Origin of the sequence: Krasilnikovia sp. MM14-A1004, assembly GCF_047159485.1 — a bacterium.
GTDB lineage: Bacteria > Actinomycetota > Actinomycetes > Mycobacteriales > Micromonosporaceae > Actinoplanes.
Map to the genome: position 1 here is coordinate 2164606 of NZ_AP038773.1, position 15983 is coordinate 2180588.

Below are 15983 nucleotides of genomic sequence, written 5' to 3' on the forward strand. Positions count from 1 at the left end.
CTGCGTAGCGTGTTCGCCACGAGTAGTGCGAGGGCCTGGTCGGATGCCTCACTAATGGGTGACCGTCGCAAGAGTACGTGAAACCGGCATACCGTCTAGATCGGACATGCGTTAGCTGGATAAGCGCCTCTGAGCTGGGATTTCTCTCCTCAACGTGAGGGCGTCTCAGGTGTTGTTTGTCCGGAACGCAGAGTGACGGCGCGTGGGCCGGTACTGTCATTGATCGGTCGAGATAGTGGCCGATCGTCGGCTAACATCCTCGCCGTCGATGGGGAATGCTTCGGTCCAACGACGGACCGATCCACGCCCCGGCGTCGGGCAGCATGGCGGTGCGAACTCGACGTTTCTTCCGATCGCGCATGTGGGGGCACATGAGCACGACGGACCTCCCCGGTTCGAGTCTGCTGGCCGGTCGATACCGGCTGGTCGAACGACTCGGCGCCGGTGGGATGTCAGTGGTGTGGCGAGGGTTCGACGAAGTACTCGGTCGCCAGGTCGCGGTGAAGGTCCTGCCACCGTCGACCAGTGCCGATCCGTCGTTCCGGCGCCGGCTGCGGGCGGAGGCCCAGGCGGCCGCGCGGCTCAGCCATCCGCACATCACCAATGTGTACGACTACGGCGAGGCCACCACGGTCGACGGCGAGCCCGTCCCGTACGTGGTCATGGAGCTGGTCGATGGCGAGTCACTCGCCGCCGTGCTGGCCCGCGTCCGGCGGCTGCCCTGGCCCGCCGCCGTACGCATCTGCGCCGAGGTGTCGGCGGCCCTCGCGGCCGCGCACGCTCGCGGCATCGTGCACCGCGACGTCACCCCGGCCAACGTCATGCTGACCTCGACCGGCGCCAAGGTCGTCGACTTCGGCATCTCCGCCCTGATCGGCGAGAACGACATCGACCCCGACGGCAGCCTGCTGGGCACGCCCGCCTACCTCGCCCCGGAGCGGCTGGAGGGCGGCCAGGTCAGCCCCGCCACCGACGTGTACGCCGTCGGCCTGCTGATCTACCGCACCCTCATCGGTCAGCTGCCCTGGGACGTCGGCACGACCACAGCACTGCTGCGCGCGCACCAGTACACAGAGCCCGAGCCGCTGCCGCCCGTCGAGGGCCTGCCGCCCGCGGTCGAGGCGCTGGTGGGACGGTGCCTGGAGAAGGGCCCCGACGACCGGCCCTCCAGCGCCGAGCTGGCGCACGTGCTGGCCGGCATCTCGGCGGGCGCCCCGGCCCCGCACGGCTACGTTCCCGACTGGGCCGACAACAGCGAGGACACGACGATCCTGCCGTCGCGGTGGCAGACCGACGGCTTCCTCGGCCGCGTCCGGCCGGGGCACGCGCGGGTCGCGGACGCCCCGGCTCAGGCTGGTCGTGGGGTCGCGGCGGTTCCCCCGGGACTGGCTGCGGCCGGGATCGCCGCGATGGCCGATGTGGACGCACACGGCTCCCCGCTGGTCGGCGCCCGGCGATCCGACGCGGAGCCCGACGCGCACCCGTACGCCGACAGTGTCGGATTTCCCGCCCCGGCGAACCTCGCCGATCCGCTGCTCGACCCCGGCGTCCCGGCGCCCGCCAACGGCGGCCCGTCGCGTCCCGCGCCGGGTCTGGCGCGCAACAACAGGTTCAGCGCCGCGGCGCGGTCCCTGCCCGCCGAGACCGGCGCCGAGGTCCCCCGGCCCGCCGGGCAGGACGCCGAGGCGTACGCCTGGGCCGACCGCGCCGACCAGGCGTGGGCGGGTGCGGGCACCGTGGGTCCTCCGGACGCTCCGACCGCCATCCGGCCGCCCACGGGACTCAACAGCCGGGACGGGCTGGCTCCCCACGCCGAGCGCCCGCTCGTGCCGCCGCAGCGCCGTGGTGAGGCTCTGCCGGAGGCGGACGTCCAGGGCGGTGGTCGCGGCGTACCGACGCGGCGCGTCCTGATCGTGACCGGGGCGCTGGTCGCGTTCGGCGCGGGGGCCTGGGCCGTGGCGGGCACCGGGCCCGACCGCCAGGACGCTGCGCAGGTGGCGCCGCAGCCGTCCGTCCTGGCGGCCAACGGCAAATGCGTGGTCAGCTACACGGTCTGGTCCGACGACGGGAAGCGGTTCAAGGCGGCGGTCACGGTCGCCAACCGGGACACCGTGGCGATCCCGGACTGGAACCTGTGGTTCGTCATGCCCGGCGACCAGACCATGTCCGGCAACGGCAAGCTCAAACTCGACCAGCAGGACCGCGGTGTCACGGTCACCTCGGCCGACGCGCTCAGCCCGCTGCGTACGACCACGATGCAGATCACCGGCCGGTACTCGCAGAGCAACGCCGCGCCGATGGTCTTCCAGCTCGACGGCAAGACGTGCGAGACGTTCGTGTCGGGCAAGCCCGGCGAGCCGTCCCGTCCGGTCGAGCACCTGGTGGGCGGCGGCGTCCGGCTCGGGCCCGTGCCGACGACCAGCAATCCGGTGCCGGGCATCTCCATCGCCCCCAACGGGCTGGCGGTGCCCGTACCGGTGGCATCGACGCCCGGTGGGGCCACCACCCCGCCGCCCGGCGGTGCCACCACCCCGCCGACCGGTACCACCAGCACCACGCCCCCGGCGGGCACGGAGAGCCCGACGACCACACCGCCGCCGCCGAAGCCGCCGGACGACGACCCGCCGACGACCACCCCGGCCACGACGCCGCCGACCACGACCCCGCCGACCAACCCGCCACCGAGCCCGTCCCTGCCGCCACCCGACCCGGCGGACCAGGACCCGGCCGACGTCGGATGACCCGCAGCGGCCGGCCGACGTCACCCGACGCCGGTCGGCCCGCGGCGATTCCGGCTCGATGCGGGCCGGCCCGCGGTGAATCCGGCTCGTTGGCGGGCCGGCCTGAGCCGGGGCCGGCCGGAAAATCGCGGCGGGTGGACCGATCGCCGCGATACGGTTGCGGGAGACACCAGCAGACACTTTCCGGGCTGGACCGCGCGGTCGGTGACGACGACGCCACCGCGGACCCCGGATGTCGCATCGGGACGACCCGACGTACCGCCGCCTCGCCCTCCGATGCCGGTGGGGCCCAGCCGTGCCACTGAGGCGCGGATGCGGCTCCGCGTGTGGGCGGGTTACGGCGCCACCAGCCACCGACCCGCCCGGTACGGCGAAGCCTGCGGTTCCGGGTGCGCGACCCGCGCCCGTACCCCGGGCGTACTCGCGGAAGAATGCATCGGCGTGCCTGCCGAGCGGTAGGGCACATGCGAGGATGATGAAGTCGATCGGTTCTAGCGCATGTGTCCGGGCGGATATCGCACGTCGTCGCACATCGGGGAGTTCGACATGATCAGCACCATGCGGGAGCTGGCCGCCGAGGCGTTGTTCGTTTCCAACCTGCAGCCGTCCGAGCACCCCAGCCGACAGTCGATGGAAGAAGCCGTGACCGCCATGATCCTGCGGCACGGCAGTGATGGCTGCGCCGCCGGCGTCGCCACGGAGTACGGGGACCACCCCGAGCTGGCAGTCCGCCGCATGGGATGGGTGTGCGGTCAACTCCACCGCCTGATGGTCGAGGAGCGCCACCCCCACTACGCGAACTGAGGATTTCCGGCAAAAAGCACCAGAAAAGCAACCGAGTTCGGCCGCCCCTGCACCCGGGGGCGGCGAGGGTTCTCCTGACCGGCCTCCACCGGCCGGCACGCGTACGCGCGAGGAGGACCACGGTGACCCTCACGATCGAGCTGCCCGCCACCGCCGGCACCACCCACGACGCGCCGTCCGCGCGCGATCTCGAGGACCTGATCCGGGAACACATGCCGCTGGTGGGTTATCTGGTGCGGGAACTCCTGAACCGCGTACCCGGGCATGTGCATGCCGACGACCTGTCGTCCGCGGGGTTCGCCGCACTGCTGGACGCGGCCCGCTCGTTCGACGTCACGCGGGGCATCCCGTTCCACCGGTTCGCCGCCGTCCGCATCCGCGGAGCGCTCCTCGACGAGCTGCGCGGCCAGGACTGGGCCAGCCGCCTGGTGCGGGCCCGCGCCCGCCGCACCGCCGCGGCGCGCCAGGAGCTGACCGCCGCGCTCGGCCGTACCCCCACCGACGCCGAGGTGGCCGAGTTCCTCGGCATCGGGGTCACCGAGCTGTCCGCGGTCGACGACGACGTGCAGAAGGCCGCGCTGCTCAGCCTGCAGGGCTTCCCCGCCGGCGCCGCCGAGGAGATGATCGCCGAGACCGCCGAGGGCCCGGAGGACCTGCTGCTCAAGCGGGAACGGCTCGGCTACCTGCACCAGGCGATCCAGGCCCTGCCGGAGCGGCTGCGGATGGTCGTCACCCAGTCATTCCTGCAGGAACGGCCGCTCAGCGAGGTCGCCGCGGAACTCGGGGTGACCGAGTCGCGGATCTCCCAGCTGCGTACCGAGGCGCTGCGGATGCTGCGCGAGGGCCTGAACAGTTCGCTGGCTCCCGAGCTGCTCACCGTCGCGGCCGGGGGGCCGCGTACCCGCAAGGGGTGCCTGCAGCGGCGCCGCAGCGAGTACTTCGCCCGCGTCGCGCGGCAGGGCAATCTGCACACCAGGCTGGCCCTGACGGACAGCCACGGGGTGCCGGTCGCTGTCGCGGCGTAGGGCGCGGGACGTCCACGGGCGAATCCTGACGGGGCTCACCCCGACTCTTCGAGATCCCGGAGCAGCGCGGCGCACCACGGGTCCAGGGCTGCCCGCAACGCGCGGATGTCCGGCCCCACCGCGGTGGCCAGCACACCGGGCCCGGCCAGTGGCATCACGGCCGCTCTCCCGTGCGGCGGCCCGGCTTCCCGCACGGGCGAGACGGCCCGGTCCATCGCGGCGCGGTCCGGCCCGGCGAACACCACGGAGCCCACCGCGTGACCGCCGCCCGGGGCGCCGGGGGCATCCAGCACCGCGGCGCCCGACCAGCCCGGAGCGCCCGGACCGATCGCGAGCTGGTGCCGGTACAGGGTGGCCCCGGCGTACCGGATCGTCACGTCGGTGTGGACGTCGCCCGCCGGCTCGCCGTGCCGTCCGCAGGCCAGATCGTCGCGCCAGAGCAGCGTCCCGCCGTCGGCCACCTCGACGTCGGTCACCGCGCGGTGACCGCACCCCGCGGCCGCGATGAGCGGCTCCGGCAGCCAGTGCAACGCCGCGCGGGCGGCGACGGACGCCCGGAGATCGAACACCGACGGCGGGGTACCGGGGCGACCCGGCAGGGCGAGGGTGGCCGCCACCGTGCGCACCGCCAGCCGGGCGCCCGGGCGTACCTCGATGTCCAGGCGCAGGTCGTCGCCGCCCAGCGGGCCCGCCGCGCCGCCCACCAGATGCACCGTGGCGGCGCCGCCCGCCGGACCGGTACGGCGCAACAGCAGCGGGGACTCGCCGCGCAACACCGACAGCCGGGTGCCGCCGCGCCCGTCGGCCTCGGCCACGATGCGCGCGGCCGCCCGCATCACGCCGCCGGTACGCGGGCGGCCAGCAGACCGCGGATCCAGTCCGCCACGGGGCCGGCCGCGCGGTCCTCGACGAGCGACAGGAACACCGTGGGCAGCGCCCCGCGCCGCGCGGCCGCGTCCCGCCGCATCACCCCCAGATCCGCCCCGACCAGCGGCGCGAGGTCCGTCTTGTTGACCACGAGCAGGTCCGCGCCGGTGACGCCGGGGCCGCCCTTGCGCGGCACCTTGTCCCCGCCGGCCACGTCCACGACGAAGACCTGCCGGTCGACGAGCCCCCGGCTGAACGTCGCGGTCAGGTTGTCGCCGCCGCTCTCCACCAGGACGAGTTCCAGCGGGCCCAGCGCCGCCTCGAGATCCTCTACCGCGTCCAGGTTGGCCGAGATGTCGTCGCGGATCGCGGTGTGCGGGCAGCAGCCGGTCTCCACCGCGCGGATCCGGTCCGCCGGCAGCACGCCCGTACGCCGCAGGAAGTCGGCGTCCTCGGTGGTGTAGATGTCGTTGGTGACGACGGCCAGCCGCACCTCGCCGCCGAGCGCCCGGCACAGCGCGGCCACCAGGGCGGTCTTGCCGGAGCCGACCGGGCCGCCGATGCCCACCCGCAGGGCACGGGCGCCGGTGGGCAGGGCGGCATGCGGGTCGAGTCCCGGCTGCGGATGGGTGTGCGGCACCTCGTCCGGGTCGTGGTCGTGCGGGTGTGGCCCGGCGCTACGGGGCGCCGGGGCTGTCGGTTCAGGATGCAAAGAGACGCACCTCCCAGGTGGCATGGAACTCCGCGCCGATGTCGAGCAGTGGGGCGCCCGCTGCGGGCAGACCGTCCACCGGATCACCCGCCCCGGCGTCGGCGTCGTCCGCGATCCGGTCACACGCACCAGCCAGATCCGCCAGCAGCGCGTGCACCCCGTACGGATCGAGTCCGAGCAGCCGGACCGCGGCGGACGCGGGGCCGGTCAGCGTGCCGTGCGCGGCGGCGACCGCGGCCTCGCGCGGCCGCAGGCCCGCGGCCGCCGCGACCAGCCCGAGCGCGACCGGATGATGCGGCGCGGCACCGGTCGACGTGGTCCGCAGCTGCGGCGCGGGCCAGATGGCGCGGCCCGCGCGCAGCAGGGCCCGGCCCTGCGCCCGCGACGCGCGGCGCAGCGCGGGCGAGGGGGTGCGGGCGTCCAGGCCCGCGTCCAACGCGGCCCATTCCGGGGTACGGGCGCAGGCGGCCGCGGCGAACGCCGCCGCGACCACGCCCGAGGTGGCGAGCCGTCCGCGCAGGAACCCGGCCAGGCCCACCAGGTCGGTGATCCGGCCCGCCGCCACGGCCGCCTCCAGCCCGCCCGAGTGCGCGTGGCCTCCCGCGGGCAGCCGCCCGTCGGCCAGCACGAGCAGGGTGGCCAGCGACGTCGACGGCATCAGAACAGGAAGTACCGCTGCGCCATGGGCAGTTCGGTGACCGGTTCGGGCTCGACGACCTCGCCGTCGACACGCACCGTGAACGTGTCCGGCTCGACCTCGATGCGGGGCAGCGCGTCGTTGAGCGGCAGGTCCGTCTTGCGCACCGCGCGGGTGTCCGCGACCGGCATGAGGGTACGCCGGACCGCGATCCGGTCGCCGAGCAGCGCGTCGATGGCCGCGGGTGCGACGAACGCCAGCGACGTCTGTGCCGGGACGACGCCGTACGCGCCGAACATCGGGCGGGGCAGCACCGGCTGGGGGGTGGGGATGGAGGCGTTGGCGTCGCCCATCTGCGCGTACGCGATCATGCCGCCCTTGAGGACCAGGGCGGGCCGGACGCCGAAGAACGCCGGCTCCCACAGCACCAGGTCGGCCAGCTTTCCCGGCTCGACGGAGCCGACCAGCTCGGCCAGGCCGTGGGCGATCGCGGGGCAGATCGTGTACTTCGCGACGTACCGGCGGGCGCGCAGGTTGTCGGCGGCGCCGTCGCCGGGCAGGGCGCCGCGCCGGGCCTTCATCACGTGCGCGGTCTGCCAGGTCCGCAGGATCACCTCGCCGACCCGGCCCATCGCCTGCGAGTCCGAGCCGATCATCGAGATCGCCCCGAGGTCGTGCAGCAGATCCTCGGCGGCCATCGTGGACGGACGGATGCGGCTCTCCGCGAACGCCAGGTCCTCGGGCACCGCCGGGTTCAGGTGGTGGCAGACCATCAGCATGTCGAGGTGCTCGCTGAGAGTGTTCTGCGTGTACGGCCGGGTCGGGTTCGTCGACGACGGCAGCACGTGCGGCTGACCGGCGACCGTGATGATGTCCGGCGCGTGCCCGCCACCCGCCCCCTCTGTGTGGTACGCGTGGATCGAGCGTCCCGCGATCGCCCGCAGCGTCTCCTCGACGAAACCCGCCTCGTTCAGGGTGTCGGTGTGGATGGCGACCTGCACCCCGGAGGCGTCCGCGACCCGCAGGCAGGCGTCGATCGCGGCCGGGGTGGTGCCCCAGTCCTCGTGCAGCTTGAAGCCGCCCGCCCCGCCGCGCAGCTGTTCCCACAGCGACTCCTCGGACACCGTGTTGCCCTTGCCGAGCAGCAGCACGTTGAGCGGCCACGCGTCGAGGGACTCCAGCATCCGGGCCAGATGCCACGAGTTCGGGGTGACCGTGGTGGCCTTCGTACCCTCGGCCGGGCCGGTGCCCCCGCCGATGATCGTCGTGATGCCCGACGCCAGCGCGGTGTCGAGGATGGTCGGGCTGATCAGGTGCACGTGGCTGTCGATCGCGCCCGCGGTCAGGATCCTGCCGTTGCCCGCGATGACCTCGGTGCCGGGGCCGATGACCAGTCCCGGATCCACCCCGTCCATGGTGTCGGGGTTGCCGGCCTTACCGAGTGCCACGATGCGCCCGTCGCGGATGCCGACGTCGGCCTTCACGATGCCCCAGTGATCCAGGACCACCGCGCCGGTGATCACCGTGTCGGGGGTGCCCTCGCCGCGGGTCGCCCGCGACTGGCCCATCGACTCGCGGATCACCTTGCCGCCGCCGAACACCACCTCGTCGCCGGGCTGCGGGCCCGCGCTGAGATCGCGCTCGATCTCGATGAGCAGGTTCGTGTCGGCCAGCCGGATCCGGTCGCCCGCCGTGGGGCCGTACAGGGCGGCGTAACGGCCGCGGTCGAGGACGGTCACCGGGCGCTCCCGTTGCCCGCCGGGCCTTCGCCCGCGTCCTCGTCCAGCGAGCCCGCCGGTTCGATGTCGTCCACCTCGACCGGTGGCGGTGGCGGCGGGTCCGCGTCCAGGCGGCCACCGGCGAGGCCGCGCAGGCCGGGTACGACCCGTCGCCCGGCCAGCGGCACGAGCGGCACGTCGCGGGGCAGCCCCGGCTCGAAACGCACAGAGGTCCCGGCCGGTACGGCCAGCCGGTGCCCCCAGGCCGCCTCCCGGTCGAACTCCAGCGCCGCGTTGCACTCCGCGAAGTGGAAGTGCGAGCCGACCTGCACCGGCCGGTCACCGGTGTTGCGTACAGACAGTGTCCGGACCGGACGGTCGGGGTTGATCGTGATGTCGCCTGCGCCGGGCAGGATCTCGCCGGGAATCATGCGATCGGCCCGTGCACGGTGACCAGCTTCGTGCCGTCCGGAAAGGTCGCCTCGACCTGCACCTCGGTCAGCATCTCGGGCACCCCGGTCAGCACGTCGTCGCGGGTGAGGACCCGCCGGCCGGTGTCCATCAGCTCCGCGACGGTCCGGCCGTCGCGCGCCCCCTCCAGCAGGAACGCGGTGATGATCGCGGTGGCCTCCGGATGGTTGAGGCGCAGTCCCCGCTCCCGCCGGCGCCGGGCCACGTCCGCCGCGACGTGGATGAGCAGGCGTTCCTGCTCGTGCTGGCTGAGGAACAAGCCGAACCTCCCTGATCGCCGAAGCGAATGCTCGCAGCCTGAGGTTTCCGGCGTGTTACCCGCCGTGTCCACCGCCGGTCACCGGATCAACGCGCGCCGAGCGGTGGGGGCACGGGCCGACACTCAGCCGAGGTACAGCACGGCGTCCACTTCGATGTCGAAGCCCACCAGCGCCGCCGGGACCGTGGTGCGCGCGGGCGGCACCGGGCCGCGGAAGTACTGCGCGTAGATCTCGTTCATCTCGGCGAAGTCGGCGAAGTCGCGCAGGTAGACGCCGACGCGTACGGCCCGGTCCAGGCCGGCCCCGGCGGCGTCGGCGACCGCCGCGAGGTTGCGGAACGCGGCGTGCGCCTGCTCGGCGAAGCTGCCCGTGACGCGGGTGCCGTCGGGCAGCGCCGGGATCGACCCGGCCAGGTACACGGTGTCGCCCGCGACGACGGCCTGCGAGTACGGGCCACCCACGGGGGCGGCCTGGTCGGTGTGGACGGCACGGCTGGGCATCGGTTCACTCCCGGGAAGGGACGGCGGTCCGGGCCGGTGCGGCGGTGGACCGGGGCGGGCGGGGGAACTGTTCGGCCAGCCCGTCGACGCCGACGAGCGGGGCGCCGAGCAGGGCGCGCACGTCGCGTTCGCGGCGGCGCAGGGCGGCGTGCTGGGCGTCCGTGAGCGGGATCCACGACGGCGGCGGGGCGGGCAGCCGCGGCTCCAGTCGCCGCCCGGCCACGTACGTGGCCTCGTTGACCAGGCGCAGCGGGGCCCGCCGGGTCTGCCGGTGCGCGTCGACGACCTCGAACTCGCCCGGCTCGACCGCGAACACCGCCAGGTCGGCGGGCGAACCGGGGGTGAGGGTGCCGGCGTCGAGGCGCAGGGCGCGGGCCGGGTGGACGGTCGCCGCGGCCACCACGTCGGGCAGCGGCATCCCGACGGCCAGCAGCTTGGCCATCGTGGTGGGCAGGTCGAACACCGGGCCGTAGACCGAGCGGGCGTGCAGGTCGGTGGAGATCGTGTACGGCCGCAGCCCCGCGTCGAGCTGCGCCTCCAGCACGTCGAAGGCGAACCCGCCCGAGCCGTGCCCGACGTCGAACAGCACCCCCCGCTCGTGCGCACCCCCCGCCGCGGCTCCGAGCGGTGCCGCGATGCCGCTGGCGCAGTGGGTCACGATGTCGCCGGGGCGCAGCAGCTCCAGCACCTCGGCCGGGTCGGGCGGCGCCGTACCGATGTGCGCCATCACCGGCACGCCGCAGGCGTCGGCCACGGCCAGGGCCCGCCGCAGCGGCTCGACGCCGTTGCCGCCGACCGCCTCGGCGTCGACGCGGACCTTGACGCCGCGGATCAGGTCGCGGTGCGCGAGGACGGTGTCGATCGCCACGGCGACGTCGCAGGCGGCCAGGTCGCGGCACTCCCCGGTGCGGGCGGCCAGCCCGGGGCCGGAGACGTTCAGCAGGGCCGCGACCCGCACCCGCCGCCCGCCCGCGAAGTCGCGCAGCCCGTCCAGGGTGTACGCACCGGCCGACCCGGCATCCACCCAGGTGGTCACGCCCGTGTACCAGGCGATCGGGTCGGGGTCGATGCCCCAGTACCCCGCGCCGGGATGGACGTGGGTGTGCAGGTCCACCAGGCCGGGCGTGATCAGCCGCCCGGCGACCTCGACGACAGTACGGGCGGCGTGGCCCAGGCCCGGCCCGACCGCGGCGATCCGGCCGTCGCGCACCGCCACGTCCAGCCGCCCGGTGTGCCCGCCGCCGGGGTCGAGCACGTCGCCACCGACGAGGAGCAGATCGTACGGGTCCGGCACGGCGCCGCGTCCTCCACAATGCTCGATCAAGAGGTAGCTTGCACAGCGTGCGTGGCGGCGCTGCGCTGGTCAAGTCGCTGGATCGGTCAAATCACTTGGAGCAGTGCGTGACCCTCGACATCCCGGACGAGCGGATCGACTGGCGCAGCAAGGGTTTCTGGCTGCCGGACGGGCCGGTGACCGCTGCCCAGCTCGCAGCGGCGCGACCCGGGCTGTTCGACGGCGGATTCACCTGGCCGATGCTGGTGCTGCGCCGGTCGGCCGCCGCGGCGAACATCGCCACGATGGCCGCGTTCTGCGCCCGGCACGGGCTGGACTTCGCACCGCATGCCAAGACGACCATGGCTCCCGGGCTCCTGGCCGCGCAGCTGGACGCCGGGGCGTGGGGGATGACGGTGGCCACGGCCAACCAGGCGCTCGTGCTGCGCCGCCTCGGGGTGCCGCGGGTGGTGATCGCCAATCAGGTGCTCGACCCGACCGCGCTGCGCTGGCTGGCGCAGGAGAGCGCCCGCGGCTGGGAGGTGTACCTCCAGGTCGACTCCGAGGCGGGGGTGGCCGCGGCCGCCGCCGCCATCGGCGGCCCCGGGTCCGGCGCGGTCGGGTCCGGCGCGGTCGGTTCTGGCGCGGTCGGATCAGATCCGGGCGGTTCGGGCGTGGTCGGTTCCACCGGGACCGGGGGACGCCTGCGCGTGCTGGTCGAGCTCGGGCATTCCGGCGGGCGCACGGGCTGCCGTACCGTCCCGCAGTTGGTGGTCGTGGCCCGGGCCGTGACCGGCGTCGCGGGCCTGGAGTTGTGCGGGGTGACCGGCTACGAGGGAGCGCTGGACGCGCAGGCCGAGGTGGACGCGTTCCTGTCCGAACTCGCGGACGGGGCGCGGGCGCTGGCGGCGGCCGGACTGCTCGGCCCGCGAGTGCTGGTGTCGGCGGGCGGCAGCGCCTGGTTCGACCGGGTGGCCGCGCTGCTGGCGGGGCAGTGGCTGCCCGGACACGAGCTGCGTACGGTGCTGCGCAGCGGCGCCTCGGTGACCCACGACGACGGCATGTACGCCGACTGCACCCCGTTTCGGCGGGTGCCCGCCGAGGGCCCGCTGGCCGCCGCCCTGGACCTCTACGCCCAGGTCCTGTCCGTCCCGGAGCCCGGCCTGGCGCTGGTGGGGATGGGCAAGCGGGACGCGCCGTTCGACGGGGGCCTGCCCGTGCCGCGGTCCGTGCGCCGCCCCGACGGCACCGCCATCGCCGCGGACGGTCTCGCGGTGACCCGGCTCAACGACCACCACGCCTACCTGAAGGTGGCGCCGGGGGCGGTGCTCACGCCCGGTGACATCGTCCGGTTCGGGATCTCGCACCCGTGCACGGCGTTCGACAAGTGGCGGCACATCCCGGTGGTCGACGACGACCTGCGCGTCGTGGACGTGCTGCACACGTACTTCTGATCGACGAGTTTCGGCCCGCGTCGCAGCCCGGCCCCGCAGCCCTGACAGAATGTCGGGTGCGCCCTGTGACAGCTGTAAGGAGACGTTTCCGTGATCCGTACCCATGACGCCGGCAGCCTGCGTGCGAGCGACGCCGGCACGACGGTGACGCTCGCCGGGTGGGTGGCCCGCCGGCGCGACCACGGTGGGGTCATCTTCGTCGACCTGCGCGACACCTCCGGCGTCGTCCAGGTGGTCTTCCGGGAGGAGGACGCCCACGCGCTGCGCAACGAGTTCTGCGTCAAGGTCACCGGCGAGGTGACGGCCCGGCCGGAGGGCAACGAGAACCCCGACCTGGCCACCGGCGCGGTCGAGGTGGTGGCCAGCGAGCTGGTCGTGCTGTCCGAGGCCGCCCCGCTGCCGCTGCCCGTCGACGACGCGGTCACCGCCTCCGACGACCTGCGCCTGAAGTACCGCTACCTGGACCTGCGGCGCAGCGGCCCGGCCAACGCCATGAAGCTGCGCAGCCGGGCCAACCAGATCGCCCGCGAGGTGCTGCACGCCCGCGACTTCGTCGAGATCGAGACGCCGACGCTGACCCGGTCCACCCCCGAGGGCGCCCGCGACTTCCTGGTCCCGGTCCGCCTGCAGCCCGGCACCTGGTACGCGCTGCCGCAGTCCCCGCAGCTGTTCAAGCAGCTGCTGATGGTGTCCGGCCTGGAGCGGTACTACCAGATCGCCCGCTGCTACCGCGACGAGGACTTCCGTGCCGACCGGCAGCCGGAGTTCACGCAGCTCGACATCGAGATGTCCTTCGTCACCCAGGACGACGTCATCGAGCTGGGCGAGCAGATCGTGTCGAAGCTGTGGGGCGAGCTGGCCGGCGTCGAGGTGCAGACCCCGATCCGCCGGATCACCTGGCACGACGCGATGAACCGGTACGGCTCCGACAAGCCCGACCTGCGCTACGGCCTGGAGCTGACCGAGCTGACGGACTACCTGCGCGGCACCGAGTTCCGGGTCTTCGCGGGCGCCATCGACGCGGGCGGCTACGTCGGCGCCGTGGTGATGCCGGGTGGCGCGGCGCAGACCCGCAAGGAGCTGGACGGCTGGCAGGACTGGGCCAAGGCGCGCGGGGCGCGCGGGCTGGCGTACGTGCTGCTGGACGCCGCGACCGGGGAGCCGCGCGGGCCGGTCGCCAAGAACCTGTCCGAGGCGCACCTGGCCGGGATCGGCGACGCGGTCGGCGCCAAGCCGGGCGACGCGATCTTCTTCGCCGCCGCGAACCACCGGCGGGAGGCCCAGGAGCTGCTCGGCGCGGCCCGCATCGAGATCGCCAAGCGGTCCGGTCTGATCCACGAGTCCGCGTGGGCGTTCTGCTGGGTCGTGGACGCGCCCATGTTCGAACGCACGGACGAGGGCGGCTGGACCGCTGTGCACCACCCGTTCACCTCGCCGAACGCGGAGTGGATGGACAACTTCGAGGACGCTCCCGACCGGGCGCTGGCGTACGCGTACGACATCGTGTGCAACGGCAACGAGATCGGCGGCGGCAGCGTCCGTATCCACCGGGGCAGCGTGCAGAGCCGGGTCTTCGACCTGCTCGGCATCTCGCCCGAGGAGGCCCAGGACAAGTTCGGCTTCCTGCTGGAGGCGTTCAAGTACGGCCCGCCGCCGCACGCCGGCATCGCGATCGGCTGGGACCGCACCTGCATGCTGCTGGCGGGCGCCGACTCGATCCGCGAGGTCATCGCGTTCCCGAAGACCCGCGGCGGCTTCGACCCGCTGACCACCGCGCCGACGCCGATCACCGCCCAGCAGCGGCTGGAGGCGGGCATCGACGCCAAGCCGAAGCCGACCGCGGGCCTGCCCGGCACCGACGGCGTCGCGCTGCCGGTGGAGCACTCGAACTGAGAGGCGCGCCAGCCGTCGGTGGGCGGCGCGCCGCAATGCGGTGCGTCCGCCGCGGGAAGCTGTGAGACTTGCCGCGTGCAACCGGACTCCGACGACGACCTGATCGAACGGCTGGCCCGCATCGAGCGGCTGGTCGGCCGGGACGTCGAGGACGCCGTGGCGCCCGCCTGGCAGCGCGCCACCGCTGGTGAGCATCGCTGGCCCTTCGGGCTGGCCGTCGTGGTGATGATCGGCCTGCAGGTGATGCTGCCGGACCGGCTGACCCTGGGCCCGCGGTGGCTACTGCCGACGGTGGAGATTGCGCTGATGGTGGTGCTGATCGCCGCCAATCCGGGCCGGATGGAGCGGCCCGCGCCGGTGTTGCGCCGCCTCGGGCTGGTCCTGATCGGGCTGGTCAGCCTCGCCAATGCCTGGTCGGTGGCGTTGCTCGTGCGCGAGATCACCACGGGCCACGGTCTGGGGGGCGCCGCGCAGCTGCTGGCCACCGGCGGCGCGATCTGGCTGCTGAACGTGCTGACGTTCGCGGTCTGGTACTGGGAGTTCGACAGGGGCGGGCCGCAGGCCCGGGCGGCGGGCGTGCACCAGTACCCGGACTTCCTGTTCCCGCAGCTCTCCGACAAGCGGCTGGGCCGGGACTGGGAACCCCGGTTCCTCGACTACGTGTACCTGGCGTTCACCAACGCGACCGCGTTCAGCCCGACGGACACGATGCCGCTGTCGCGGTGGGCGAAGTCGGCGATGCTCCTGCAGGCCTCGATCTCGGTGATCGTCGCGACGCTGGTGGTGGCCAACGCGGTCAACACGCTGGGCTGATCCGGCGCATCGCCGGGTCGGGGGTCGGCACGAAACCCAGCGCGGCGTACAGCGGTTCGCCGTCGCGGGAGGCACGCAGGTCGACCAGGGTGACGTCGCGTTCGGCGTACCAGGCCAGCAGGGCCTGCATGCAGGCGCGGGAGTACCCGCGGCGGCGGTAGCCGGGGTCGGTGGCCACGTTGTACACGTACCCCTTGAACGGGCTGGGGTGGTTCGGGCCGGGCAGCCGCTCGTCGATCGCGCCCACCACGCAGGCCGCGAGAGCGTCCGGGGCGTCCGGCCGGGGGACGACGAACGCGGCCACCCGGTCGGCCGGGTCGGCCAGCTGGCGGCGCAGCAGGTCGGCCCCGGCAGCCAGCCACGGGCCGCCGGTCACCGGTGCACCCATGCCGCTGAGCATCACCATCCGCAGCCGCATCAGCTCGTCGGCGTCGGCCGGGGTGGCGCGGCGTACGTGGATCATGCGCCGCAGGGTATCGGGGTCCGGCCACCGTCGCGGCGGCGTTTCGGCGCGGCGGGGACCGGGGTATCAGCACGCCAGGTCACTCACCCCCCGGAGGAAACCATGCTGGCCATCGCCGCCGCCGTCGTCTTCGGCATCTACCTGCTGCTCGACCTGCTCGACGTCAAGACCACCGACCTGGTCAACTTCCCCACATTCGCCTCGCTGGGGTTGCTGCTGCTCTCCCTGTACCTGGCCGGGGTGGGTAGCGGTCCGGCCGTCGGGTCGGGCAGCGGCCGCCGGTTCTACGGGCGCCGTCCCGGCCGCGGGTAACGCAAGAACTGTGCGTTCGGCGCATTTCCGGCACCGAGGG

At 73.9% G+C, this 15983-nt stretch carries 15 protein-coding genes and 2 pseudogenes; 8 read left to right on the forward strand and 9 right to left on the reverse strand.

Annotation, left to right across the window (positions count from 1 at the left end):
* Positions 1-371: 371 nt before the first annotated feature.
* From ACMCNN_RS09880 to ACMCNN_RS09895, 4 genes and pseudogenes are all read left to right on the forward strand, one after another.
* A pseudogene (locus ACMCNN_RS09880) lies at positions 372-1295 on the forward strand (serine/threonine-protein kinase); the annotation flags it as partial.
* Between the two features lie 114 nt (positions 1296-1409).
* Positions 1410-2741 (forward strand): cellulose binding domain-containing protein, encoded by a 1332-nt coding sequence (locus tag ACMCNN_RS09885; RefSeq protein WP_412747115.1) that lies wholly within the window; start codon positions 1410-1412, stop codon positions 2739-2741.
* Between the two features lie 546 nt (positions 2742-3287).
* Positions 3288-3545, forward strand: a complete 258-nt coding sequence (locus ACMCNN_RS09890; protein WP_412745887.1) for a hypothetical protein — start codon at positions 3288-3290, stop codon at positions 3543-3545.
* A 122-nt stretch (positions 3546-3667) separates the two neighbouring features.
* A complete protein-coding gene (locus tag ACMCNN_RS09895; RefSeq protein WP_412745888.1) occupies positions 3668-4570 on the forward strand; it encodes a sigma-70 family RNA polymerase sigma factor in 903 nt (300 codons plus the stop codon).
* Positions 4571-4605: 35 nt separating this feature from the next.
* Here ACMCNN_RS09895 and ACMCNN_RS09900 read toward each other — a convergent pair whose 3' ends face one another.
* The 8 genes and pseudogenes from ACMCNN_RS09900 to ACMCNN_RS09935 all read right to left on the reverse strand — a co-directional run bounded on the left by ACMCNN_RS09900 (position 4606) and on the right by ACMCNN_RS09935 (position 11029).
* Positions 4606-5406 carry an urease accessory protein UreD gene (locus ACMCNN_RS09900; RefSeq protein WP_412745889.1) on the reverse strand — a complete coding sequence of 267 codons (801 nt, stop codon included), beginning with the start codon at positions 5404-5406 and terminating at the stop codon, positions 4606-4608.
* The gene (gene ureG, locus ACMCNN_RS09905) at positions 5406-6149 is read right to left on the reverse strand and encodes an urease accessory protein UreG (RefSeq protein ID WP_412745890.1); all 744 of its coding nucleotides are present in this window, start codon (positions 6147-6149) and stop codon (positions 5406-5408) included. Before ureG ends, ACMCNN_RS09900 begins: the two co-directional genes overlap by 1 nt.
* Complete coding sequence (locus tag ACMCNN_RS09910; protein WP_412745891.1) at positions 6139-6807, reverse strand: urease accessory protein UreF; 669 nt, start codon at positions 6805-6807, stop codon at positions 6139-6141. The genes ureG and ACMCNN_RS09910 overlap by 11 nt, the downstream gene beginning before the upstream one ends.
* Positions 6807-8525, reverse strand: coding sequence for an urease subunit alpha (locus ACMCNN_RS09915; RefSeq protein WP_412745892.1), 1719 nt, complete (start codon positions 8523-8525; stop codon positions 6807-6809). The genes ACMCNN_RS09910 and ACMCNN_RS09915 overlap by 1 nt, the downstream gene beginning before the upstream one ends.
* A gap of 104 nt (positions 8526-8629) precedes the next feature.
* Positions 8630-8935, reverse strand: a pseudogene (locus tag ACMCNN_RS09920) (urease subunit beta); the annotation flags it as partial.
* Positions 8932-9234, reverse strand: coding sequence for an urease subunit gamma (locus ACMCNN_RS09925; RefSeq protein WP_412745893.1), 303 nt, complete (start codon positions 9232-9234; stop codon positions 8932-8934). The pseudogene ACMCNN_RS09920 and the gene ACMCNN_RS09925, both read right to left, overlap by 4 nt.
* A gap of 123 nt (positions 9235-9357) precedes the next feature.
* Positions 9358-9735, reverse strand: a complete 378-nt coding sequence (locus ACMCNN_RS09930) for a RidA family protein (protein ID WP_412745894.1) — start codon at positions 9733-9735, stop codon at positions 9358-9360.
* Between the two features lie 4 nt (positions 9736-9739).
* Entirely contained in the window at positions 9740-11029 is a 1290-nt protein-coding gene (locus ACMCNN_RS09935; protein ID WP_412745895.1) for an amidohydrolase family protein, read from the reverse strand.
* Positions 11030-11136: 107 nt separating this feature from the next.
* Here ACMCNN_RS09935 and ACMCNN_RS09940 point away from each other — a divergent pair, with 107 nt between their 5' ends.
* The 3 genes from ACMCNN_RS09940 (at position 11137) to ACMCNN_RS09950 (ending at position 15168) form a co-directional block, all read left to right on the forward strand.
* Complete coding sequence (locus tag ACMCNN_RS09940) at positions 11137-12462, forward strand: alanine racemase (RefSeq protein ID WP_412745896.1); 1326 nt, start codon at positions 11137-11139, stop codon at positions 12460-12462.
* Positions 12463-12552: 90 nt separating this feature from the next.
* On the forward strand, positions 12553-14355 hold the full coding sequence (aspS, locus tag ACMCNN_RS09945) for an aspartate--tRNA ligase (RefSeq protein WP_412745897.1): 1803 nt from the start codon (positions 12553-12555) through the stop codon (positions 14353-14355).
* Between the two features lie 75 nt (positions 14356-14430).
* Complete coding sequence (locus ACMCNN_RS09950; protein ID WP_412745898.1) at positions 14431-15168, forward strand: hypothetical protein; 738 nt, start codon at positions 14431-14433, stop codon at positions 15166-15168.
* Here ACMCNN_RS09950 and ACMCNN_RS09955 read toward each other — a convergent pair.
* The gene (locus tag ACMCNN_RS09955; RefSeq protein ID WP_412745899.1) at positions 15152-15631 is read right to left on the reverse strand and encodes a GNAT family N-acetyltransferase; all 480 of its coding nucleotides are present in this window, start codon (positions 15629-15631) and stop codon (positions 15152-15154) included. The two genes, ACMCNN_RS09950 and ACMCNN_RS09955, sit on opposite strands and share 17 nt — an antisense overlap.
* Positions 15632-15733: 102 nt before the next feature.
* Here ACMCNN_RS09955 and ACMCNN_RS09960 point away from each other — a divergent pair, with 102 nt between their 5' ends.
* Positions 15734-15943: a hypothetical protein gene (locus tag ACMCNN_RS09960; RefSeq protein WP_412745900.1), complete on the forward strand. Its 210-nt coding sequence runs from the start codon at positions 15734-15736 to the stop codon at positions 15941-15943.
* Positions 15944-15983 lie beyond the last annotated feature (40 nt).

What these genes read in the sequence shown, in the direction of transcription:
- ACMCNN_RS09955 (WP_412745899.1), bottom strand. Translation starts at nt 15,631, where the DNA reads ATGATCCACGTACGCCGCGCCACCCCGGCCGACGCCGACGAGCTGATG.
- ACMCNN_RS09930 (WP_412745894.1), bottom strand. Translation starts at nt 9,735, where the DNA reads ATGCCCAGCCGTGCCGTCCACACCGACCAGGCCGCCCCCGTGGGTGGC.
- ACMCNN_RS09910 (WP_412745891.1), bottom strand. Translation starts at nt 6,807, where the DNA reads ATGCCGTCGACGTCGCTGGCCACCCTGCTCGTGCTGGCCGACGGGCGG.
- ACMCNN_RS09885 (WP_412747115.1), top strand. Translation starts at nt 1,410, where the DNA reads ATGGCCGATGTGGACGCACACGGCTCCCCGCTGGTCGGCGCCCGGCGA.
- ACMCNN_RS09900 (WP_412745889.1), bottom strand. Translation starts at nt 5,406, where the DNA reads ATGCGGGCGGCCGCGCGCATCGTGGCCGAGGCCGACGGGCGCGGCGGC.
- ACMCNN_RS09960 (WP_412745900.1), top strand. Translation starts at nt 15,734, where the DNA reads ATGCTGGCCATCGCCGCCGCCGTCGTCTTCGGCATCTACCTGCTGCTC.
- ACMCNN_RS09890 (WP_412745887.1), top strand. Translation starts at nt 3,288, where the DNA reads ATGATCAGCACCATGCGGGAGCTGGCCGCCGAGGCGTTGTTCGTTTCC.